Source organism: Actinoplanes nipponensis, assembly GCF_016862275.1.
Lineage (GTDB): Bacteria > Actinomycetota > Actinomycetes > Mycobacteriales > Micromonosporaceae > Actinoplanes > Actinoplanes nipponensis.
Genome location: NZ_BOMQ01000018.1, coordinates 15,807 through 36,938, shown reverse-complemented (window position 1 = coordinate 36,938; position 21,132 = coordinate 15,807). Strand labels below are relative to the sequence as shown.

Here is a 21,132-nt window from a genome sequence, read left to right as displayed (position 1 = left end):
GGCCGGTAACGTCACCGGCTATGAGTGGGCCGCTGACGGGCAGGACGGCTGTGGTGACGGGCGGATCGCGGGGCATCGGCCGGGCGATCGTCGAGCGGCTGGCGCGCGACGGCGCCACGGTGGTCTTCGGCTACCGCAGCCGGGACGAGGAGGCCAAGGCGGTCGAGGCGGCGGTGCCCCGGGCCCGGGGCTTCCGGGCCGACCTGGCCGAGCCGGGCGCGATGCGCGAGCTGCTGGAGCGCGCCGACCGGCTGGACATCCTGGTCGCCAACGCGGCGGCGGCGTTCGTCCCGACGCCCATCGCGGAGGTCACCGACGAGGAGTACGACCGGGTCTTCGCGGTCAACGCCAGGTCCACGTTCCAGGCCGTCCGCCACGCCGCCCGGCACATGCGCGACCACGGCCGGATCATCGCGATCTCCACCCTGAACACCACGTCCCCGGCTCCCGGCGGCAGCCTCTACGTGGGCAGCAAGGGCGCGGTGGAGCAGTTCGTCGCGGTGGCGGCGCGGGAGCTGGGCGCCCGCGGCATCACCGTGAACGCCGTCTCGCCCGGCGCGACGGACACCGAGCTGCTGCGCTCGACGAACTCCGCGGAGGCGCTGGCGCGCATGCCGGAGCTGACCCCGCTGGGCCGGCTCGGCCGGCCCGAGGACATCGCCGACGTGGTGGCGTTCCTGGCCGGCCCGGACGGCCGCTGGATCACCGGGCAGAACATCCACGCCGGCGGCGGCCTGGCCTGAGCTACCCGGCGGTGAGCAGCTTCACCAGGGCCGGCGAGGCCCGCCGGAGGGTCGGGCCGCCGCCGGCCGCGGTGGCCAGCAGCCGGCGGCAGCCGTCCAGCTCGACGTGGATCTGCCCGGCCCCGACGTGCAGGACGGCGAAACCGGCGGCCGGGACGGCGCAGGGCGCGGCCGGGCCGGCGGCCTCGATCTCGCGCCGGACGCCGGCCCACTGCCCGTCGCCGAGCACGCGGCCGGAGACGAACTCACCGGCCGGCTTGTCGGTGCGCTGCTGGTCCGCCGGCACCCGATAGACGCAGAGCCGCACCGGCACCGGGCCGTCGAAGCCCGGCGGGACCACCGCGGGCTCGCCGTTCGTCCGGCCGAGGCCGGCGACCCGGACCATGTCGGCCCACTGCTGGCGGCAACCGGCGGCGGCCGCCGCGGAGGACTCGATCTCCCGGACCGGACGGCTCGCCACCGTGGTCGTCCGCAGCGCCTGGAGGGCGTCGCGGACCTCGACGCGGACCTTGCCGCACGCGTCCCGGGGCGGCCGGACCCGGGTCCAGCGGCCCTGCGCGTCCAGCAGCGCGATCCACGGCATCAGGTACGCCTCCGTGGTGCAGATGCCACCGTTGAGCGGCTCGTCGGGCCGGCGCAGCGCGGCGACCAGCGCGGCCACGTCGTCCGCGCGGCGTTCCGTGGCCGCCAGATCCTCCCCGCCGTCGGGCCGGCGCGCCGGGCCGACGGTGCACAGGACGGCGGCCACCGGCTGGAAGCTGTCGTCCAGGCGGGGCAGGGTGCCGCTGTCGCCGGCCCCGAGCAGCGCCGGCCCGGACGGCGCGGGCGCCGCGGCGCGGCAGGACGTCCAGGCCGGCTCGATCCGCAAAGGCCCGTCCGGTGCGTCCGGGGCCGCGGCCGGGCCCGCACAGCCCGCGATCGTGACCAGGGCCGCTGCCGCGACCACGATTCCCGTACCGATCCGGCCCATCGCGCACCTCCGTCACCCGCCGGGCCGAGCGGCCCGGACCCTCTGCTGGGACGACGCGCGGCGGCACGCCGGTTCCTCCCGCCCGGGGCAGCGACACTTTCCGCGGACCCAGCAGTTGATCACCACATGCGAATGTTGTCAGTATTCACGGCACTGGTCTGCGCGCTGACCGGCGGCCTCGTCGCGGCGCCCGCACCGGCGGCCGCCGTCCGCCCCCGCACGCAGGCGACACCCTCGTTCAACGGCACGGTGTGGGCGATCGCGTTCCGCGGTGACGTCGTCTACGTCGGCGGGTCGTTCACCGCGGTCACCTTCCGGGGCCGCAGCTTCCCGCGCCGGCGGTTGGCCGCGCTCGACGCCCGTACCGGCGCGGTCCTGCGCTGGCAGCCGGCCGCCGACGGCACCGTCCGGGCCCTCGCGGTGGCCGGCTCGGCGGTCTACGCCGCCGGCGACTTCGACACCATCTCCGGGCAGCGCCGCGGCGCGATCGCCCGGATCGACGCCTCGTCCGGCCGTCCGGCCGGGTTCGCCCACCGGATCGCGGGCCGGGCCACCACGCTCGCCATCGGCAACGGGCGGGTGTACGTGGGCGGCCGGTTCGCCACCGTGGACGGCACCGCCCGGCGCAACCTCGCCGCCTTCTCGCACACCACCGGCGCCCTGGACCGCTCGTGGCGGCCGAGCGCCGGCGGCCAGGTCAACGCGCTGGCCGCCACCCGCGGGCGGGTCTACCTCGGCGGCGAGTTCCGCCGGGTCAACGGCGCCCGCTCGGCCGACCGGCTGGCCGCGGTCGGCGCGTCGACCGGCGCGCTGGTCCGCGGCTTCCGGGCGCAGGCCCCGGCGACCGTGCTGGACGTGGCGGTGGACGCGCGCGGCGTCTACACGGCGACGGGCGGGATGGGCGGCCGGGCCGTCGGGTACACCGCGTCCGGCGCGGTGCGCTGGACCCACCTGTTCGACGGGGACGTGCACACGATCGCGGTCATGGGCGGGATCGCGTACGTCGGTGGCCACTTCGACCGGGCCTGCCGCCGGACCAGCACCGTACGCCAGCTCGGCTGTCCCGCCGGGTACGCGTCGCGGGTGAAGCTCGCCGCGCTGGACGGCCGGGGCCGGCTCACCGGCTGGAACCCGCGGGCCAACGGCACGGTCGGCACCCACGTCCTGACGACCCACCCGGCGCGGCACCGCATCGCCGCGGGTGGCGCCTTCACCCGGATCGGCGGGGCCGGCCGGGAGCGCTTCGCGCTGTTCGGCTGACCGGGGCGCAGGTCACCGGCATGAAACCGGCGGGACCGGGAAGGCGGCCGGCAACGCTGGGAGCGGGTGACGCCATGACCGTGGAACGGCTCGAGGCCGGAACCATCTACTTCTTCTACCGCCCGCGGGTGGTCGACGAACACGTCGGGTCGCTGGACGACGTGCGGCGCCTGCAGATCGTGCTCCACCCGTGGGCGGGGCAGTCGTTGCGCCTGCTGGTGCTGGGGAACAAGCGGCTGCCGGACAGCACGGCCCAGGAACGGGCGTGGTGCTTCGTCGACCGGGTCGCCCCGGGGCCGGAGGACCTGGACGAGTCGCTGGGCGAACGGACGTACCGGACGCGGACGCGCGGCCTGCGGGTGCAGCCCGCCGCGCGCCCGGTCGGCGAGGGGGCGTACCTCATCGGGCGGCACGGCGACCACACCCACCTGGCCTTCGAGCTGGAGGCGCCGCGGCGCCCCGGCGCCGCCCAGCGCGAGCTCGGCATCGCGGCCGAGGCGGGCTACCTCGTCGCGGTCCGCAATCCGGCGGCGCCGCCGTCGCCCGAGGAGGGGCGGCGCCGTCCTCACGGGCCGCTCGCGGTGGGGGTGCCGGCCGCGCACTTCGGCGACCGGCGTTTCATCCCGCTCGATCCGCCCGAGCTGCTCGACCACCGCGGGATCGACCTCGTCCTGCTGAGTGCCGGACCGCAGGCCGCCCGGGAGCTCGGGCTCCGGCCGGAACCCGGCGCGGAGTCGGTGGCGCACCGCACCCTGATCGAGGACCTGCGCATCGGGCGCCGCCACCGGCTCCTCGAGCCCCTCTCCGCCGGCGAGTGACGGCCGGCCGGCGAGTGACGGCCCGCGCCCGGGTCTGCTCCCCCGGCCGGGAGCGAGGCCGCCCGATCCCGCCGGGCCGGGGGACGCGGTTGTGCTCGAGCAGCGGGAGCATCATCCGGTATCGGCGGTTTGGCCGGGATGTGAGGAATTCTAGCGGGACACGTCGTCGGTCGTCGACAGCGCCGCGAGGTCCGCCCGCGACGGCAGCCCCTCGCAGTCGCCCGGCACCGTCACCGCGAAGGTCCCCGTCGCCACCGCCGTCGCCAGCCGCTCGCCCGGCGCCGCGTCGGCCAGCCGGTCCGCCAGGTAGCCCGCCACGAAGGCGTCCCCCGCCCCCACCGGGTCGACGACGGTCACCGCCGGGGCCGGCACCGCGTAGCGCTCGCCGTGGATCAGTGCGGTGCAGCCGCGGGACCCGTCCGTGATCACGACCTCGGCGGGACCGAGCGCGGCCAGCCCCTCGGCCATCGCGTCGCCCGCGCCGAGCACCAGCGCCGCCTCGTCCGGGCCCGCGAACACCAGGTCGGCCCGCGACACCAGGTCGCGCAGCACCGGCGCGGCGTCGTACCGCGACCACAGCTTGCCGCGGTAGTTGACGTCGACCGAGACCGGCACCCGGGCCGCGCGGGCCGTCTCGACCGCGTGGAAGACCGCCGCCCGGGCCGAGTCGCTCAGCGCCGGGGTGATGCCGGTGACGTGCAGGATCCGGGCGGACTGTACGAGGGCGACCGGCACGTCGGTGGGGGCGAGCCGGGAGCCGGCGCTGCCGGCGCGGTGATAGTCGACCTGGGTGAGGGTCCCGGTACGGCGGTGCCGGACCGTCAGCGCGGTGAAGGACTGGTCCCGGACGGCCAGAGTGTGCACGCCCTCGGCCCGCAGCCGGCGCCCGATCATCTCGCCGGTGGCGTCCGCGCCGACCCGGCCCAGCCAGGTGGCCCGGCCGCCGAGGCGGGCCACCCCGATCGCCACGGTGCTCTCCGCGCCGGCGATGCCGACGTGGAACCCGCGGGCGTGCTCCAGAGGTCCGATGCCGTCCGCGGCGATGAGCCCCATGGTCTCACCGAGAGTGAGCAGTCCCGCGTCCATGGGCCCATTCTGTCCCGGGCCGCCGAAGATCACCTCGGGACGGAGGAGTCCCCGGTCGGCGCCGGCGCCACCGGCCGCCGGATGTACGACCGCAGCCCCCCGCGCGCCGGCGGCTCCACCGGCGGCGGGCTCGCCTCGATGCCCAGCTCCTCCCGGACCGCCGCCTCGAACTGCTGCATCACCAGCGGCACGTGGCCGAGCATCTCGCGCACCGACTTCTCCGGGTCGACGCCCGGCGGCGGGGTGGGCCGTTCGCCGTAGAGCCGCTCGATCAGCAGGTGCACCGCCAGCGCCGCGCTGCGGACCGGCCCGGACGACAGCAGCCGCACCTGCATGAGCGCGGGGCCGACGGCGTCGATGTAGGTGTACGGCCCCGGCGGGTTCTGACCGCTGTCGTACGCGGCGCGCAGCCGGTAGGTGGCCCGTTCGAACTCCGTCATCAGGGCGATGTAGGCCTCCTTGCGCTCGGCGTACCACCGTTTGGTGCGCTTGGCGCGGCTGCGGGCGTACTCGTCGCGGGCCGAGACGAGCAGCGTCACACCGGCTCCGGCCAGGGCGAACACGACGGCGACCAGGGGCAACGCCCACCAGGGGATCTCAGACACCCGCCAACGGTAGCGATGCCGGCGCGCCCGGTCCCGGTCGAGGGCCGGATCGTGACCTGGCGCCCCGGGGCGGTCCGGTTGACCTCAACCGGGCTTGAACTTGCAGAGTGGCCGGCATGAGAGCAGCGGTGTTCGACCGGTACGGCCCGCCCGAGGTGTTGCGGATCGCCGAGCTGCCCGACCCGGCGCCGGGCCCGGGTGAGGCGCGGATCCGGGTACGCGCGGCCGGTGTGCAGCCGTTCGACGTGGCCGTGCGCGCCGGCCGGATGAGGCGGGGGCCGGGGCACTTTCCGCACCGGGTCGGCCAGGAGTTCTCGGGGGTGGTCGACCTGCTGGGCGACGGTGTTCCCGGCCCCGTCCCGGGCACGGCGGTGCTGGGCTCCACGATGCTCGACGGCCAGGCGTCGCACCTGGTGGCGCCGGTCGCCGACCTGGTGGTCAAGCCGCCGGAGCTGTCCTTCCCCGCGGCCGCCGCGCTGGTGGCGGCCGGGCAGACCGCGTCGGGGGCGCTGGCCCAGCTGGGCGTCACCGCGGGTGACGTGCTGCTGGTGCACGCGGCGGCGGGCGCGGTCGGCACGCTCGCCGTGCAGCTCGCCCGGCTCGCCGGCGCGACCGTGATCGGCACCGCGAGTCCCGCCAACCACGGTTATCTGCGCGGGCTCGGGGCCGTTCCGGTGCCGTACGGCGACGGCCTGGTCGAGGCGGTCCGGGCGGTCGCGCCCGGCCCGGTGACGGTGGCCCTGGACGCGGCCGGGCGCGGGGCGGTCGCGGCCTCGGTGGCCCTGGGCGTGCCGCGGGAGCGGATCGGCACGATCGTGGACGACCGGGAGGCGGCCACGTTCGGCGCCCCGGTGGTCCGGGCGCCCCGCTCGCCCGTGCGGCTCGCCGAGGTGGTGGCCCTGGCCGCCCGCGGGCTGCTGACCATGCCGGTACGGGCGTACCCGCTCGCCCAGGTCGCCCGGGCGCACGCCGCGGTGGAGTCCGGGCACGGCCGGGGCAAGGTGGTGCTGATCGTCGAGCCGTAGGCGTCAGGCGGCGGTGCGGCGGTGGATCCAGTCCCCGAGGTCGGCGGGCAGCGCGGCCTTGCCGTAGAGCCAGCCCTGGGCCAGGTCGCAGCCCTGCTCGCGCAGCCAGTCGCGCTGCACCGCGGTCTCCACCCCCTCGGCCACGACCCGCAGGCTCATGGCCCGGGTCATCGCGAGCACGGCGCGCACGATGGGCTCGTTGGCGCCGTCCTGGCCGACCTGGCCGACGAACGACCGGTCGATCTTGACGATGCCGACGGGCAGCCGGTTCAGGTAGCTCAGCGACGAGTAGCCGGTGCCGAAATCGTCGATGCACAGCGTGACGCCCAGGTCGCGGAGCTGGTTGAGGGTGGTCAGCGCGGTGTCGATGTCCTCCATCACGCCGGACTCGGTGATCTCCAGCCACAGCTGCTCCGGGTTCAGCGCGCTGCCGGCGAGGACGTCGCGGACCACCCCGACCAGCGCGCAGTCGCGCAGCTGGCGGACTGAGACGTTGACCGAGACGTGCAGCCGCCGGGCGTCCGGGCCGCGCTCGGCGGTCCAGGCGGCGAGCTGGGCCGCGGACTCGCGCAGCAGCCAGGCGCCGCTCTCCACGATCAGCCCGGTCTCCTCGGCCACCGGGATGAAGTCGGCCGGCGAGACGTTGCCCAGCGTCGGGTGCTGCCAGCGCATCAGCGCCTCGAAGCCGTCCAGCTCGTCGGTGGCCAGGTCGACGATGGGCTGGTAGTGCACCGCGAGCTCGCCGCGCGGCAGGGCCCGGCGCAGCGCCTGCTCGAGGTTCATCCGGTCCCGGACCTCGTCGCGCAGGGACGTGTCGAACAGCGCGTACGCGTTGCGCCCGCTGCCCTTGGCCTTGTACATGGCGGTGTCGGCGTCGCGGATCAGCTCCAGGGCCTGCGCCCCGCCGAGCGACTTGGCCACCCCGATGGACGCGGAGATCACCACGTTGCCGACGGAGAGCTCGAACGGGCGGGCGAACTCGGCGAGCACCCGGCCGGCCAGCGACTCGGCCAGCGCGGAGTGCGACGGGCTGGCCAGCGCGATCACGAACTCGTCGCCGCCGATCCGGCAGACCAGGTCCTCGCCGCGGATCTGCGCGCCGAGCCGGCCGGCCACCGCGCAGAGCAGCTCGTCGCCGACCTGGTGGCCCCAGTGGTCGTTGACCATCTTGAACCGGTCCAGGTCGATGAAGAGCAGGCTGATCTCCTGCTGCTCGGCGGCCGCCCGGTCGCCCCAGCGCGTGATCGTCTCGGCCAGCAGCTCGCGGTTGGGCAGGTCGGTGAGGGCGTCGTGGGTGGCCCGGCGCCGGGTGGCCTGTTCGGCCCGGGCGCGGGAGTTGTTGGAGCGCACCACGCGGGCCAGGACGGCCAGGATCAGCAGCACGCACAGTGTGGAGCGGACCACGCCGTTGAGCGTGGAGCCGGCGGGCAGGCTGGTCGTGATGACCGTCGGCACGACCACCATCAGGGCGATCAACCCGGTCCGGACCCGGCTGAGGTCGGTGACCACGACCTCCTGCGGCTCGGTCAGGGTCCGCATGGACGGGTGCAGCCCGGCCGCGCCGAGCAGCAGGAACGTCGCCATGAAGAGCACGTCGACGGCGTGCTGGGGCACGGCGGCCAGCTCGCCGTCGCGCAGCATGAACAGGAAGTCCCCGACGAACATGGTGCTCGACGACGAGATGAGCAGCCACAGCGACGGCTGCCGGGCGCCGCCGGAGATGGCCAGCTGCGCGACCAGCACCAGCAGCACGACGTCGATGACCGGGAAGAACGAGTTGGCGATCCGCAGCGGGGTCAGGTCGGTCTGGGCCATCGAGGGCACGATCAGGTACGTCCAGCACAGGAACGCCGCGGCCAGCCCGACCAGCAGCGCGTCCACCCGGGCGGGGTCGTCGTCGGCCGCCCGGCGCCGGCGCAGCATGCCGGCGAAGCCGTAGCCCAGCAGCAGGTAGCCGGGCAGCACGAAGGCGTCCGGGATCAGCGCCATCGAGGTCGGCGGGGAGGCGCCCGCGCCGGGCACCACGACGCGCAGGACGATGCCGGCGAAGAACATCCAGGCGGAGGCCAGCAGCAGGCGCCACGGGCCGCGGTGCGCGGGGACGGCCATCCGGCGGACCGCGTACGTCGTCGCCCACAGCCCGCCGATGATCGCGGTCAGCATCAGCGGCGTCCGCAGCCACTCCGGCCCGGCCGCGAACAGCGCGATGACGATCGCCGACACGCCCACGTACGACCAGGCCAGCGCGGTGCTCCGCCGGGGCAGCACGGGCGGCACGACGACCGGCGGGGCGGATTCGCCGCCGGTTCGGGTCGGCGCCAGCACAGAGGTCACGTCTTACCTTCGGCAGAACCGCGTGATGCATTAACCAACCTCGCGCCCATGACCCCGAACAGAGTGACCGGTGTCACGGAAATCGGCAACCCCACACATGAAAACCACATACGTTTCATCCTGATCCGGCTCGGTCCGATGCCTTTCGCGGGGGGAAACGCGTGGAGAAGACCCAGAGACGAGCGGTGGCCGCGGTGCTCGGCACGGCGGTCGCGCTGAGCGGCACGACCGCCCTGCCGGTCGCCGCCGGCCCGGCCGCAGCGCACGGCAAGACCGTCGCCGCCCCCGCCGCGGGGACCGCGGCGGAACCCGTACTGCAGACGATCGACCTGCTCCCGGCACCGGCCGGCCGCGGCTTCTCGGCATCCGGCCGCGCCGCGGCGGCGACCGTCTCGCCCCGGACCACCGGGCGGTTCAGCCTGGTCGGCGCGACCTGGGACGACCCGCGCCGGGCGCTCGGCGCCGCCGTCGAGGTCCGCACCCGGCGGGCCGGCGGCGAGGCCTGGAGCGGGTGGCGGCGCCTGGAGTCCGACGGCCCGTCACCGGCCGAGCCCGGCTCGGGCGACGCGGCGGCGGCCCGGGGCAGCACCGATCCGGTCTGGGTGGGCGAGTCCGACGGCGTGCAGGCCCGGATCGCGGCCGGCGCGCGGGGGAACCGGCCGCTGCCCGCGGGGCTGCGGCTGGACCTGATCGAGACGGGCGCCCCGGCCCCGGCGCCCCGCGGCTCGCCGGCCGCCGCCGGCCGGCGAGCCGTCGCCGGGCCCGCCCGCGCCGAGGCCGTCGTGCCGCCGCGACCCGCGCCGACCGTGGTGACCCGGTCGGGCTGGGGCGCCGACGAGACCATCGTCCGGGGCGCCCCCGAATACTCCACCGACGTGCAGGTGCTGTTCGTGCACCACACGGCGGGCACCAACGACTACAGCTGCGCGCAGTCCGCGGCCATCGTCCGCAGCATCCAGGCGTACCACGTCAAGAGCAAGCACTGGGACGACATCGGCTACAACTTCCTGGTCGACAAGTGCGGGACGCTCTTCGAGGGCCGCGCGGGCGGGATCACCCGGCCGGTGCTGGGGGCGCACACGCTCGGTTTCAACGGGCGCAGCAGCGCCATCGCCGTGCTCGGCAACTACGCCACCGGCGGGGTCCCGGCGCGGGTCAGGAAGGTGATCGCGCAGGTGGCGGCGTACAAGATCGGGGCGTACGGCAACCGGCCGACCGGAAGGGTCGCGATGACCTCCAGCGGCAGCGACCGCTTCGCCCGGGGCAGCACCGCCGTGCTCGACCGCATCGCCGGGCACCGCGACACCGGCCGGACCGAGTGCCCCGGCGACGCCCTGTACGGCCAGCTCGGCGCCATCCGCCGGAGCGCCGGCGCGGCGCCGGCCGGCCTGGCGCTGACCAAGGTCAACGGCGCCGCCCGGGTGGGCGACACCTACTACACGCGCGGCACCATCCGCCCGTTCTGGCAGGTCAGCACGCCGACCACGATGCTGCACCGGTTCGACGTGCTGGTCGACGACGTGCTGACGGCGTCGGCGCCCCGCGCGGGCCGCGAGCAGTTGCTCACGCTCGAGCCGGGCCGGCACACCGTGCAGGTCCGGGCGGTCGCCCTCAACGGCAGCACGTCGGTCACCAGTGCGGACGTGCAGGTGGACCAGACGCCACCGGAATTCACCAGCGGGCCGAGCGTGTCGCTGCGGACCGGCTCGCTCAACGGCATCGTGCCGGTACGGGTGCGCTGGGCCGTCGCGGACGAGGGTGGGCTCGGCGGCCTGGCCCTGACCGCCCCGGCCCCGGCCACCCTGGCCACCACCGCGCGGACCTGGGCCGTCAGCGTGCAGCCGGGGGCCGAGACCACGTACGCGGTGCGCGCCACCGACCGGGCCGGCAACACCAGCTCGGTGACGGCGCAGCGCACGGCCTCGCTGATCGCCGAGACCGCCGCCGAGCGGACCGGGACCTGGAGCACGGTGACCGGACCGGCGTACCTGGGCGGCGGCGCCCTGCGCAGCACGGCCGCGAAGGCCGCGCTGTCCTGGAGCTTCACCGGGCGCTCGGCGGCCCTGGCCGTGTCCCGCACGGCCGTGTCGGGCCGGGTACGGATCTTCGTCGACGACCTGCCGGCCGAGGTCGTCGACCTGCGCGCGCCGCAGACCCTGCACCGGCGCGCGGTGTGGACGCGGTCCTGGACCGACAGCGCAGCGCACACCGTCCGGATCGAGGCCGAGGGCACCGCGGGCCGTCCCGGCGTGATCGCCGACGGCCTGGTCTACCTGCGGTGACCGCCCCGCGGGCCGGGCCGGTCGGCGAGCTGCTGATCGAGCACGACCCGCAGGGACCGCATGGCGAAGTAGAGCCTCGACTTGAGCGTCTCCACCGGCAGGCCGCGCTCGGCGGCCGCGTCCTCCAGCGAGACGCCCTGGTAGAAGAGCTCGACGAGGAGATCCCGGTGCGCCGCCGCGAGGTCGTCCATGGCCCGGACGATCGTCGTGGCGGCGCTCGGGGGCGGCGGCTGGTCCGGGGCCGGCGGCCGGTCGTCGTGGCCGGCCGTGCGGGCCGCGTCGCGCTGGATGGTCCGGGCGGTCAGCACCAGCCACGGCCGGACGGCGGACGCCCGTTGCGGGTAGCGCGCCGGGTCCTGGGCGGCGCGGTAGAGCGTCTCCTTGAGCAGGCTCTCCGCGGCCGCCTCGTCACCGCCGGTGAGCCGCAGCACGTACGTCCCGAGCGCCTCCCGGTGCGGCGCCACCAGGTTGTCGAAGACCGCGGCGGCGCGCTGGTGCGCGGCCCGCGCGGCGGCACTGCCCGGCGTCGGCACGAACAGGTCCGCGTGCAGCGGAGGCTGGCGAGGCCGGTCGGCCGCGTGGCGGCCCATGGGTGCCCCTCTCTGGTGCGGTGATCGGCTTCCATGCTGGGCCGCCGGACCGCCCGCGGACACGGGAGAAGTACCCGCGAACCGGCTTTCGGGTACCGGCCGGGTAGTTCTCCCGTGTCCGCGGCCCGGGCCGGACGGGCATGTCGTCGCCGCCCGCGGGTGGGCCGGGCTCGCCCTGGCGGCGCGACCCGGGGTGTCCCTGGGCCGGCGAGCGGGCGCCACCGGAGGTCACACCCACTAACGTGCTCCTATGAGCACCGCCACGACCGCGCGTGGTACCCCCGGCAACCTGCCCGCCGAGGTGACCAGTTTCGTCGGGCGGCGGCACGAGCTGGCCGGGGTCCGGCGGATGCTGGCCACCAGCCGGCTGGTGACCCTGACCGGCGCCGGCGGCGTCGGCAAGACCCGGCTGGCCCAGCGGGCCGGGCTGGACCTGCGGCGGGCCTTCCCCGACGGGGTGTGGCTGGTCGAACTGGCCGAGCTGCGCGATCCGGATCTGGTCGCGGTCACGGTGGCCGAGGCCCTCGGGGTACGCGAGGAGTCGGTCAGCCCGGGGGCGCCGGGGCTGGCCGCGTTCCTGGCCGGCCAGCAGGTGCTGCTGATCTTCGACAACTGCGAGCACCTGGTCGGCGCGTGCGCGGATCTCGCCGAGACCCTGCTGCGCAGCTGTCCCGCCCTGCGGATCCTGGTGACCAGCCGGCAGGCGCTGCGGATCGCCGGTGAGGCCACGCTGACCGTGCAGCCGCTCTCGGTGCCCGGCCCGGACGCGGCCTGCACCCCGGCCGGCCTGGCCCGCTACGAGTCGGCCAGCCTGCTGGTCGAGCGGGCGACCGCGGTGCTGCCCGGCTTCCGCGTCACGGAGGCGAACTGCGCGACGATCAGCGCCCTGTGCCAGGCCCTGGAGGGCATGCCGCTGGCCATCGAGCTCGCGGTGGCCCGGCTGCGGGTGCTCACCCTGGACGAGATCCTGGAGCGGCTGACCGACCGGTACAAGCTGCTCACCGCCGGGGCCCGCAACGCGCCGGCCCGGCAGCAGACGCTGCGCGCCCTGATCGACTGGAGCTGGGACCTCTGCTCCGAAGCGGAACGCCGGCTCTGGTCGCGCTTGTCGGTCTTCTCCGGCGGGCTGGAGCTGGACGCGGCCGAGGACGTCGGCGCCGACGCCACGCTGCCGGCCGACACGATCCTGGACCTGGTCGCCTCGCTGGTGGAGAAGTCGGTCATCGCCCGGACCGGGGACGGCCCGCGCGCCCGCTACAAGATGCTCGAGGTGGTGCGCGAGTACGGCGCCGCCCGGCTGGCCGACGCCGGCGAACAGGACGAGGTGGCGCGCCGGCACTGCGGGTGGTTCGCCCGGCTGGCCGCGTACAGCGACGCCCACTGGGTGAGCCCCGAGCAGGCCGCGCTGACCCGGCGGCTGCGCGACGAGCAGGCCAACCTGCGGGTGGCCCTGGAGTACGCGGTCACCTCGGCCGCCCCCGAGACCGCCCTGCGGTTCGCCGCCGACCTGCAGAACCACTGGTTCGTCCGCGGTTTCCTGTCGGAGGGGCGGCACTGGCTGGACCGGGCGCTGGCCATGCCGGCCCCGCGGCACTGGACCCGGGTCAAGGCGCTGCGGGTGGCGGCGTGGATCGCCTGCGTCCAGAGCGACCGGGACCGGGCCCAGGCGCTGCTGGCCGACGCCCGGGCGCTGGCCCTGATCCTGCCCCCCTCGCCCGAGCTGGCGTTCATTCCGCTGATCGAGGGCAACATCGCCATGTTCGGCGGGGAGCACGCCCGCGCGCTGCCGCTGTTCGAGCAGGCGCTGGCCCGGTTCCGGGAGCTCGGCTCGCTCACCGGGGAGATGTGGACCCTGTCGGTGCTGGGCCTGGCCCGCGGGCTGGGCGGCGACGACCCGGCCGCCGGGTATCCGGCGCTGCTGGCCTGCCGGGACCTGGCCGCGGCCCACGGCGAGGTGTGGTGGCGCTCGTTCGCGACGTGGGCCCTGAGCGTGCTGCGCTGGCGGGCGGGCGACGACCCGGGCGCGGCCGAGGCGGCGAAGGAGAGCCTGGAGGTCGGCAAGCTGGTCGAGGACGAGCAGTTCAGCGTCGGGCTGGCGCTGGAGAGCCTGGCCTGGGTGTGCGCCACCGAGCGGCGGGACCAGCGGGCGGCCGTGCTGCTGGGCGCGGCCGAACGGGTGTGGCAGGCGATGCACGCCTCGCTGGCCTCGTTCCGCAGCCTGCGGGGCTTCCACGAGCAGGCGGTCACGGCGCTGCGGGTGCGGCTGGGCGACCGGGCGTTCGACGCCGCGTTCCGGCGGGGGACCGAGCTGACCACGGCCGAGGCGGTGGCGACGGCCCTGGACCGGCCCGCGCCCGCCGGGGTCCCGGCCCCGCGCCCGGGGTCGGGCGGCGCCCGGCCGGTGGAGGCCCGGCTGGCCGAGGCCGGCCTGACCCGGCGGGAACGCGAGGTCGTCTCGCTGATCGCCCAGGGCCTGAGCAACCGGGAGATCGCCGGCCGGCTGGTGGTGGCGCAGCGGACGGCGGAGGGTCACGTGGAGAACATCCTCAGCAAGCTGGGCTTCACGTCGCGCGCCCAGGTGGCGGGTTGGCTGGCGACCCACCGGGATACCTGACAACAGGTGTCAGCCTCTGCGGGCAGGATCGGTGTCGTCGGCGACGATCAGCGCCGCCCCTACCCGAAAGGCACAGCGATGCCCGGTTTCGCCACCCTCGCCATGATCAATCTGGACGCCGCCGACCCCGCCGCCCTGGCCGCGTTCTACTCGCAGGTGCTGGGCTGGGAGGTCCTGCACAGCGCCGAGGAGTACGCCATGATCGGCGACGGCTCCACCAGCATCGGTTTCGGCCGGCTGCCCGGCTACTCGGCGCCCGGCTGGCCCCAGGAGACCGCCCCGAAGCGTTTCCACCTCGATTTCTACGTCGACGACCTGGACAAGGCCGAGGAACAGGCGCTGGCCCTGGGCGCGAGCAAGCCGGCCGAGCAGCCGAACCCGGAGCGCTGGCGCGTGCTGCTCGACCCGGGCGGCCACCCGTTCGACATCTGCCTGCGCTCCTGATCGGGGGCCGGTGTGTCGCGCGCGGCGCGGCACACCGGCACGGCGGCCTGGCATCATCGCGCGATGCGCACCGAGCTGTACGACCTCGTCGCCGCCCTGACCCCCGGCGACGAGCTCGAGGCCACCCACCGGGCGGGCGTGCTGGCCTGGCTGGCGTCCACCGACGACGTGTACCGCCGGGTCAAACCGGCGACACCGCCCCGGCACCTGGTCTCGTACGTGGTCCCGGCCGACCCCGGCACCGGCGACGTGCTGCTGGTCGACCACCGCAACGCCCGGCTCTGGCTGCCGCCCGGCGGCCACGTGGAGCCGGGCGAGCACCCGGCGCACACCGCCGCCCGCGAGCTGATGGAGGAACTCGGCGTGTCCGGCGCGGCGGCCGTGCCGATCTTCCTGACCGTGACGGAGACGGTCGGCGTGGACGCCGGGCACACGGACGTGAGCCTGTGGTTCCCGGCCGAGGTACGCCGCGAGCAGCCCCTGCGGGCCGACGAGGGCGAGTTCGCCGGGGTGCGCTGGTGGTCGCGGGCGGAGCTGGCGGCGGCCGACCCGGCCCGCTTCGACCCGCATCTGGGCCGCTATCTGCGCGGCTGTCCTCAGCCGCCGCACAGCAACGGCCCGCGATCATGTCCGGCGTGGCGTTAGTTGGCGGACCAGATGGCGGCGTTCAGGGCGGTCGCGAACGTGACCCAGCCCCAGTACGGCACCAGCAGCCAGGCCGCGGTCCGGGAGATCGGCCGGAACAGCAGGACGGTCGCGCCGATCAGGAGCCACAGCACCACGATGTCGGCCAGCGCGAGCCCGTAACGGCCGGCGCCGAAGAAGATCGGCGTCCAGACGGCGTTCAGTCCGAGCTGCACGGCGTAGACGGTGAGGGCGCGGTTCCAGCCGGTGCGGCGCCAGACCAGCCAGCCGGCGACCGCGATCATCGCGTACAGGACCGTCCAGACCGGACCGAACAGCCACGAGGGCGGCGCCCAGGACGGCTGGTCCAGGCTCTGGTACTCGGCCGACGTGCCGGTGACACCCAGCACGCCGATCAGGGCGGCGGCGGTGACCGCGAGGGCGAAGGGGATCAGGCCGAGCCAGGACGGGCGGTGCACGGCGGGCGCAGACGTCATGGCCCGCAGATACCCGGGATGTCCGGGCCGCTAACCCGGGGCGCCCGCGTACTCCTTGAGCGTGATCCGGTCGGCCTTCGCGAACTGCCGGGCCATCACGGCGCGCAGCGGGGCCCGGGTCATCATCCTCGTCGAGGCGGCCCGCAGCGCGATCATCGCCGCCGAGTGCGGGGCGAACCCGCGGACGCCGCCCGGCGGCAGCCGGGTCCCCGCCGCCACGTAGGCGGCGAGTTCCCGCTGGTACGCCGCGAACGCCGCCGGCGGGTCCCCCCGCCCGGCGGCCAGCTCACCGGCCAGCACGTACGCGCCGACCAGGGCCAGGCTGGTGCCCTGCCCGGCCAGCGGCGACCCGCAGTAGCCGGCGTCGCCGAGCAGCACGACCCGGCCCCGGGCCCAGCGCCGCACCCGGACCCGGCTGACCGCGTCCAGGTAGCAGTCGCCGGCCTCGCGCAGCCCGGCCAGCAGCGCGGGCACCCGCCAGCCGACCCCAGCCATGCGCTCGGCCAGCAGCTCGCGGGTCACCGGCCGCGGCGGCGAGGTGAAGGTCAGCGAGGCCATCGCGGCGCCGTCGCGGGCGGGCCGCAGGCCGGCGACCCGGCCGCCGGGGGCGTTGTGCATCAGGAACCAGTGGTCGAGGTCGCCCGGATCCGGCACGCTGAACCAGCCGGTGTACGCCCCGAGGTGCCGGACGAACTCCCGCTCCGGCCCGAAGGCCAGCTCCCGCACTCCGCTGTGGACGCCATCGGCCCCCACCACCACGTCGAACCGTTCGGTGCGGCCGGACGCGAACCGCACGTCGACCCCGTGCGGATCCTGGGCCAGCGCCACCAGCCGGTCGCCGTACCGGTGCTCGACGCCGGGCCCCGCGTGAGCGCGCAGCACGTCCGCCAGGTCGCCGCGCAGGATCTCGGTCTCCGCGACGATGCCGTCGCCGCCGAACAGGTCGGCGGGGAGTTCGGCGAGCCGGCGGCCGGCGCCGTCGACCAGGGCCACGCCCCGCTCGTCGACCTGCCGTGCCCGGATGGCCTCGCGCAGGCCCATCCGGTCGACGACGGTGCGCGCGGCGCCGCGGATGTCGACGGTCTGGCCGCCGGGCCGGGGCGCCGGCGCGCGTTCCACGATGGTCGCGCCGATGCCGTGGCGGGCGAGCCAGAACGCCAGGGCCGGCCCGGCGATCCCGCCGCCCGAGATGAGCACCCGCATGGTTGTCCCCCGATCATTGCGTACGTCGTACGCGCAGCTTGCTGGGAGCGCTGTGGAAGAGCAAACTGCCCTAGTACAGTCGGGCCCGCAGCGGCCGGTGTCCTAGTCCCCGGGAGGGGTTGTGCAGCAGGAGGCGCCGCCGTACCGGCGGATCGCCGACGAGGTGCGCCGGCAAGTAGTGGCCGGCGAGTTGACGCCGGGCGACCGGGTGCCGTCGACCCGGCGGCTCGCCCGGGACTTCGGGGTGGCGATCGCGACGGCGACCAAGGCCCTCGCGGTGCTGCGGCAGGAGGGCATCACGGTCGCGAGGCCCGGGGTGGGGACGGTGGTCGCGCCCCGGGCGACGGCGGCCCGGACCCGCGCACCGGACGGGGAGCTGAGCCGGCAGCGCATCGTCCGGGCGGCGATCACCCTGGCCGACGGGCACGGCCTGGGCGAGCTGTCGATGCGCCGGGTCGCCGCCGAGCTGGGCGTGGCCACGATGTCGCTCTACCGGCACGTGCCGGGCAAGGACGAGCTGGTGCTGCTGATGATCGACGCCGCGCTGGGCGAGGAGCGGCTGCCGGCGGTACGCCCGGCGGGCTGGCGCGCGGGACTGACCGTCTCGACCACCCTGCTGTGGCGGCTGTTCCGGCGGCACCCGTGGCTGGCCCCGGCGATGTCGCTGACCCGGCCACAGCCGGCCCCGAACGGGCTGCTGCTGGTGGAGTGGGTGCTGGAGACCCTGGCGCCCACCCGGCTCGACCGCCGGCAGCGGCTGTACGTCCACATCCTGCTGTTCAGCTACGCCCGGGGGATCGCGACCGCGCTGGAGCCCGAGGCGGAGGCGCGGCGCGAGACCGGCGTGAGCAGCGACGAGTGGATGGGCTCGCTCGCCCCGCCGGCCGGGCTGACCCCGGAGCACCTGCCGCACCTGGCCGAGCTGGTCGCCCGCGACGACTTCGACCTGGATCTGGACCTGCTCTTCCGGTTCGGCCTGGCCCGGCTGCTGGACGGCCTCGACGGCTGGCTGGCGGGGCGCGGCTAGCCGGCCAGCAGTCCGTTGATCATGCGCTGGGCGATGGCGTCGAAGCTCGGCGGCGCGGCCGGCGCGGCCTCGGCCAGCACCCGTGCGAGCTCGGGGTAGGCGCCGCCGGCCACCGCGGCCCGGAGCTGGGCCACGTGCGCCGCGATCCGCTCCGGGTCGGTGATCCCGGCCCGGGCCTGGGCCAGCTCGTGGCCGGCGTAGCTCGCCACGAAGCCGGTGAGCAGCGCGAGGATCTCCATCTTGGTCCCGCCGGGCAGCCCGGTCGGGGCCAGCGCGGCCAGCCCGTGCTCCAGGAAGCGCAGCGTGTTCTCGCCGGTGAGCCGGCGGTTGGGCAGCGCCTCGGGCAGCCACGGGTGGCGCAGCATGAGCGCGCGCTGCCAGCGGAGCAGGTCCAGCAGGCCGGGCGGCCGCTCGGCCGGCGGGAAGGCGCTGACGTGGTCGACCATCTGGTCCACCAGGTCGTCCTTGTCGCGCACGTACGTGTAGAGCGACATGACCCCGGCGTCCAGCTCGGTGGCCAGCCGCCGCATGGTCAGCGCGGCCAGGCCCTCGGCGTCGGCGACGGCGATCGCGGCCGCGACGACCTGGGCGCGGGTCCGGCGGGGCGGTCGGCCTCGGGGCACGTCATCCTCCGGGATGCTATTTTCAGTACAACGTACGGGAAAGGGGCCGAGCCATGGAACGCCTGCCATTTTTCCTCCGCCTGCTGCGCCGCCGCGCCCGGGAGGCCGCGCCGTACGAGGTGCGGTGGGAACCCGGCCTGACCGTGCCCGCGGCCGACGGCAGCCCGCTGATCACCGACCACTACGCGCCGGTCACCGACGAGCAGTGCCCGCTCCTGCTGATCCGCAGCGCGTACGGGCGCGGCTTCCCGTGGAACTCGCTGTTCGGCGCCGCCTTCGCCGCCCAGGGCTACCGGGTGCTGCTGCAGAGCACCCGTGGCACGGGCGGCTCCGGCGGCGACTTCCACGTCTGGCGCAACGACGCCGCCGACGGCCAGGCCACGGTGGAGTGGATGCGCCGCCAGGAGTGGTTCCCCGGGGCGTTCGCGACGATCGGCCCGAGCCACTTCAGCTACGTGCAGTGGGCGCTCGGGCTGGACCCGCCCCCGGAGTGGCGGGCCGCGGTGCTGCAGGTGGCGGCGCACGACTTCTACGACAGCTTCCACCCCGGCCAGCACTGCACGTTCCGGCTGGAGATGGCGCTGGTCGCCGGGACGGCGTTCTTCCACCAGTCGGCCGGCCCGGTCCCGTACCTGCGGGCCCTGCTGCGGCTCATGCGGCAGCTGCGCCGGGCCACGCACGGGGTGCCGGTCCTCGACTCCTACCGTCGCGCGCTCGGGGGGCGGCGGCAGGAGTTCGAGGACTGGCTCACCCACCCGTACCAGGACGACCTGTTCTGGGCCGGCGCCGACGCCGGCGCGGCGGCGGACCGGATGGCCATGCCGGTCAGCCTGGTCTCCGGCTGGCACGACCTCACCCTGGACCAGACCCTGCGGCAGTACGCCCGGCTGCGCCGCGCCGGCCGGGAACCGACGCTGATGATCGGGCCGTGGACCCACACCTCGGCCTTCGACCGGGGCTGGCCCGAGGTCTTCGCCGACGCGCTGGAGCACCTGCGGGTGCACCTGCGCGGCGAGGGCGAGCGCACGACCCGCATCAAGGTGCACATCAACGACCGGTGGCGGGAGCTGCCCGCGTGGCCACCGCCGAGCACCCCGGTGCGCTACCACCTGCGGCCCGACGGTGGGCTGGGCGAGCCGGCGAGCGGCGCCACCGCCTTCGACTACGACCCGGCCGATCCGACGCCCTCGTTCGCCGGTCAGCTGCAGTCGCGCACGGCCGGGGCGCGCGACAACCGGGCCCTGGAGGCGCGGTCCGACGTGCGGACCTTCACCACGGGACCGCTGGCCACGGCCCTGGAGATCATCGGTACGCCGGCCGCGGAGCTGCACGCGACCGGCAGCACGGGCCACTTCGACCTGTTCGTGCGGCTGTGCGACGTGCATCCGGACGGCGGCTCGGTGAACGTGTGCGACGGCTTCGCCCGCCTCACCCCGGACCACGGCGACGGCGACCCGGTCCGCGTGCCGTTGGGCGCCGCCGGCCACCGTTTCGAGCCGGGCCACCGCATCCGGCTCCAGGTGAGCGGGGGCGCGCACCCCCGCTACGCCCGCAACTACGGCACCGGCGAGCCGCTGGCCACGGCGACCCGGCTGGTCGCCACCCGCACGACGCTGCACCACGGCCCGGAACACGCGTCCGCGCTGGTCCTGCCGGTGCACCAGGCGGGCTGACTCAGGGCACGAAGTCCTCGAAGGGCGGCTCGGTCACGGCAGCAGGCAGCCGGTACGCCCGGCACCGGCCCGCCGTGCCGCCCGCGAAGGCGTCCGGGATCTCGGTCCAGCCCAGGTTCCGCTCGTAGTAGCGCACGGCCGCGCCCACCGACGGCGCGTCCGTGTCGTCCAGGACGACCAGCCCGCCGGGCCGGACCAGCTTGCGCAGGAAGTACAGGTCGACGAAGACCTCGTGGAACCGGTGGCTGCCGTCCACGAAGGCCGCGTCCGCGACCAGGCCGCCGGCGAGCAGCCGGGGCAGCGCGGTCGACGACCACTCCGTGAGCAGCTCGCTGATCGCCGCCAGGCCCGCGGCGCACAGCACGTCCCAGCCCGCGTCCGAGAAGATGCTGCGCTGGAAGGGATCGATGACCACGTGCCGGGGGCGCGGCCGGCCGGCGGCCACCAGCGCCTCGCCGATCGCCAGCGCCGAGCTGCCGTAGGCCAGACCGACCTCGACGACCGTCTCCGCCCGCTCCGCCAGCAGCAGGTCACGGAGCCGGTCGCAGTCGGCCTCCGGCAGGCTGATCGTCTCGAAGTCGCGTTCGACGGGCCGGGTGCGGACCGGCCCCTCGCGCGCGAGCCGCCGGCGGGTCTCGCGGATCCGGGTCGTCATGATCCCAGTATCCCGGCGTGCGTCAGGATGGTCACGGTGGTTTGGCGCGGCGCGACCCG

19 protein-coding genes are annotated in these 21,132 nt (G+C 75.7%); 10 read left to right on the top strand and 9 right to left on the bottom strand.

What is annotated here, in order from left to right; translation table 11 throughout:
• The first annotated feature begins 53 nt into the window (after nt 1–53).
• Nucleotides 54–743 carry an SDR family oxidoreductase gene (locus Ani05nite_RS07355; RefSeq protein WP_239129444.1) on the top strand — a complete coding sequence of 230 codons (690 nt, stop codon included), beginning with the start codon at nt 54–56 and terminating at the stop codon, nt 741–743.
• A gap of 1 nt (nt 744) precedes the next feature.
• On the opposite strand, the gene Ani05nite_RS07350 is transcribed toward Ani05nite_RS07355, so the two are convergent.
• Complete coding sequence (locus Ani05nite_RS07350) at nt 745–1,713, bottom strand: hypothetical protein (protein ID WP_203766259.1); 969 nt, start codon at nt 1,711–1,713, stop codon at nt 745–747.
• 132 nt (nt 1,714–1,845) lie between these two features.
• Between Ani05nite_RS07350 and Ani05nite_RS07345 the strand changes: the two genes are divergently transcribed.
• Together Ani05nite_RS07345 and Ani05nite_RS07340 are read left to right on the top strand one after the other, a co-directional pair.
• A complete protein-coding gene (locus Ani05nite_RS07345; RefSeq protein WP_203766258.1) occupies nt 1,846–2,973 on the top strand; it encodes a PQQ-binding-like beta-propeller repeat protein in 1,128 nt (375 codons plus the stop codon).
• Nucleotides 2,974–3,047: 74 nt separating this feature from the next.
• Complete coding sequence (locus Ani05nite_RS07340) at nt 3,048–3,791, top strand: hypothetical protein (protein ID WP_203766256.1); 744 nt, start codon at nt 3,048–3,050, stop codon at nt 3,789–3,791.
• Between the two features lie 150 nt (nt 3,792–3,941).
• On the opposite strand, the gene Ani05nite_RS07335 is transcribed toward Ani05nite_RS07340, so the two are convergent.
• Nucleotides 3,942–4,877, bottom strand: coding sequence for a sugar kinase (locus Ani05nite_RS07335; RefSeq protein WP_203766254.1), 936 nt, complete (start codon nt 4,875–4,877; stop codon nt 3,942–3,944).
• Between the two features lie 29 nt (nt 4,878–4,906).
• Nucleotides 4,907–5,482, bottom strand: coding sequence for a hypothetical protein (locus tag Ani05nite_RS07330; protein WP_203766252.1), 576 nt, complete (start codon nt 5,480–5,482; stop codon nt 4,907–4,909).
• A gap of 116 nt (nt 5,483–5,598) precedes the next feature.
• Between Ani05nite_RS07330 and Ani05nite_RS07325 the strand changes: the two genes are divergently transcribed.
• Nucleotides 5,599–6,507 carry an NADP-dependent oxidoreductase gene (locus tag Ani05nite_RS07325; protein WP_203766250.1) on the top strand — a complete coding sequence of 303 codons (909 nt, stop codon included), beginning with the start codon at nt 5,599–5,601 and terminating at the stop codon, nt 6,505–6,507.
• Between the two features lie 3 nt (nt 6,508–6,510).
• Here the strand turns inward: Ani05nite_RS07325 and Ani05nite_RS07320 are convergent, their stop codons facing one another.
• Complete coding sequence (locus Ani05nite_RS07320) at nt 6,511–8,841, bottom strand: putative bifunctional diguanylate cyclase/phosphodiesterase (RefSeq protein WP_239129442.1); 2,331 nt, start codon at nt 8,839–8,841, stop codon at nt 6,511–6,513.
• Nucleotides 8,842–9,002: 161 nt separating this feature from the next.
• Between Ani05nite_RS07320 and Ani05nite_RS07315 the strand changes: the two genes are divergently transcribed.
• Entirely contained in the window at nt 9,003–11,123 is a 2,121-nt protein-coding gene (locus Ani05nite_RS07315) for an N-acetylmuramoyl-L-alanine amidase (RefSeq protein ID WP_203766248.1), read from the top strand.
• Here the strand turns inward: Ani05nite_RS07315 and Ani05nite_RS07310 are convergent.
• Nucleotides 11,111–11,713, bottom strand: coding sequence for a sigma factor-like helix-turn-helix DNA-binding protein (locus Ani05nite_RS07310; RefSeq protein ID WP_203766246.1), 603 nt, complete (start codon nt 11,711–11,713; stop codon nt 11,111–11,113). The genes Ani05nite_RS07315 and Ani05nite_RS07310 overlap by 13 nt on opposite strands.
• A gap of 250 nt (nt 11,714–11,963) precedes the next feature.
• Here Ani05nite_RS07310 and Ani05nite_RS07305 point away from each other — a divergent pair, with 250 nt between their 5' ends.
• From Ani05nite_RS07305 to Ani05nite_RS07295, 3 genes are all read left to right on the top strand, one after another.
• A complete protein-coding gene (locus Ani05nite_RS07305; RefSeq protein ID WP_203766244.1) occupies nt 11,964–14,327 on the top strand; it encodes an ATP-binding protein in 2,364 nt (787 codons plus the stop codon).
• A 78-nt stretch (nt 14,328–14,405) separates the two neighbouring features.
• Entirely contained in the window at nt 14,406–14,771 is a 366-nt protein-coding gene (locus Ani05nite_RS07300) for a VOC family protein (protein WP_203766242.1), read from the top strand.
• Between the two features lie 63 nt (nt 14,772–14,834).
• A complete protein-coding gene (locus Ani05nite_RS07295; protein WP_203766240.1) occupies nt 14,835–15,416 on the top strand; it encodes an NUDIX domain-containing protein in 582 nt (193 codons plus the stop codon).
• Here Ani05nite_RS07295 and Ani05nite_RS07290 read toward each other — a convergent pair.
• Nucleotides 15,413–15,892 carry a TspO/MBR family protein gene (locus tag Ani05nite_RS07290; RefSeq protein WP_203766239.1) on the bottom strand — a complete coding sequence of 160 codons (480 nt, stop codon included), beginning with the start codon at nt 15,890–15,892 and terminating at the stop codon, nt 15,413–15,415. The two genes, Ani05nite_RS07295 and Ani05nite_RS07290, sit on opposite strands and share 4 nt — an antisense overlap.
• 30 nt (nt 15,893–15,922) lie before the next feature.
• A complete protein-coding gene (locus tag Ani05nite_RS07285; protein ID WP_203766238.1) occupies nt 15,923–17,095 on the bottom strand; it encodes an FAD-dependent monooxygenase in 1,173 nt (390 codons plus the stop codon).
• 121 nt (nt 17,096–17,216) lie between these two features.
• Between Ani05nite_RS07285 and Ani05nite_RS07280 the strand changes: the two genes are divergently transcribed.
• Nucleotides 17,217–18,122 carry a GntR family transcriptional regulator gene (locus Ani05nite_RS07280; RefSeq protein ID WP_203766237.1) on the top strand — a complete coding sequence of 302 codons (906 nt, stop codon included), beginning with the start codon at nt 17,217–17,219 and terminating at the stop codon, nt 18,120–18,122.
• Here Ani05nite_RS07280 and Ani05nite_RS07275 read toward each other — a convergent pair.
• The gene (locus Ani05nite_RS07275) at nt 18,119–18,745 is read right to left on the bottom strand and encodes a TetR/AcrR family transcriptional regulator C-terminal domain-containing protein (RefSeq protein WP_203766236.1); all 627 of its coding nucleotides are present in this window, start codon (nt 18,743–18,745) and stop codon (nt 18,119–18,121) included. The genes Ani05nite_RS07280 and Ani05nite_RS07275 overlap by 4 nt on opposite strands.
• A 53-nt stretch (nt 18,746–18,798) precedes the next feature.
• On the opposite strand from Ani05nite_RS07275, the gene Ani05nite_RS07270 reads away from it, so the two are divergent.
• Nucleotides 18,799–20,418, top strand: a complete 1,620-nt coding sequence (locus tag Ani05nite_RS07270; RefSeq protein WP_203766235.1) for a CocE/NonD family hydrolase — start codon at nt 18,799–18,801, stop codon at nt 20,416–20,418.
• A 1-nt stretch (nt 20,419) separates the two neighbouring features.
• Here Ani05nite_RS07270 and Ani05nite_RS07265 read toward each other — a convergent pair whose 3' ends face one another.
• The gene (locus Ani05nite_RS07265) at nt 20,420–21,073 is read right to left on the bottom strand and encodes a class I SAM-dependent methyltransferase (protein ID WP_203766234.1); all 654 of its coding nucleotides are present in this window, start codon (nt 21,071–21,073) and stop codon (nt 20,420–20,422) included.
• Between the last annotated feature and the right edge of the window lie 59 nt (nt 21,074–21,132).

Excerpts from the sequence above, each read along its gene's own strand:
- Ani05nite_RS07350 (WP_203766259.1), bottom strand. The coding sequence starts at position 1,713 with ATGGGCCGGATCGGTACGGGAATCGTGGTCGCGGCAGCGGCCCTGGTC.
- Ani05nite_RS07345 (WP_203766258.1), top strand. The coding sequence starts at position 1,846 with ATGTTGTCAGTATTCACGGCACTGGTCTGCGCGCTGACCGGCGGCCTC.
- Ani05nite_RS07340 (WP_203766256.1), top strand. The coding sequence starts at position 3,048 with ATGACCGTGGAACGGCTCGAGGCCGGAACCATCTACTTCTTCTACCGC.
- Ani05nite_RS07335 (WP_203766254.1), bottom strand. The coding sequence starts at position 4,877 with ATGGACGCGGGACTGCTCACTCTCGGTGAGACCATGGGGCTCATCGCC.
- Ani05nite_RS07325 (WP_203766250.1), top strand. The coding sequence starts at position 5,599 with ATGAGAGCAGCGGTGTTCGACCGGTACGGCCCGCCCGAGGTGTTGCGG.
- Ani05nite_RS07310 (WP_203766246.1), bottom strand. The coding sequence starts at position 11,713 with ATGGGCCGCCACGCGGCCGACCGGCCTCGCCAGCCTCCGCTGCACGCG.
- Ani05nite_RS07305 (WP_203766244.1), top strand. The coding sequence starts at position 11,964 with ATGAGCACCGCCACGACCGCGCGTGGTACCCCCGGCAACCTGCCCGCC.
- Ani05nite_RS07300 (WP_203766242.1), top strand. The coding sequence starts at position 14,406 with ATGCCCGGTTTCGCCACCCTCGCCATGATCAATCTGGACGCCGCCGAC.
- Ani05nite_RS07295 (WP_203766240.1), top strand. The coding sequence starts at position 14,835 with ATGCGCACCGAGCTGTACGACCTCGTCGCCGCCCTGACCCCCGGCGAC.
- Ani05nite_RS07290 (WP_203766239.1), bottom strand. The coding sequence starts at position 15,892 with ATGACGTCTGCGCCCGCCGTGCACCGCCCGTCCTGGCTCGGCCTGATC.
- Ani05nite_RS07285 (WP_203766238.1), bottom strand. The coding sequence starts at position 17,095 with ATGCGGGTGCTCATCTCGGGCGGCGGGATCGCCGGGCCGGCCCTGGCG.
- Ani05nite_RS07270 (WP_203766235.1), top strand. The coding sequence starts at position 18,799 with ATGGAACGCCTGCCATTTTTCCTCCGCCTGCTGCGCCGCCGCGCCCGG.
- Ani05nite_RS07265 (WP_203766234.1), bottom strand. The coding sequence starts at position 21,073 with ATGACGACCCGGATCCGCGAGACCCGCCGGCGGCTCGCGCGCGAGGGG.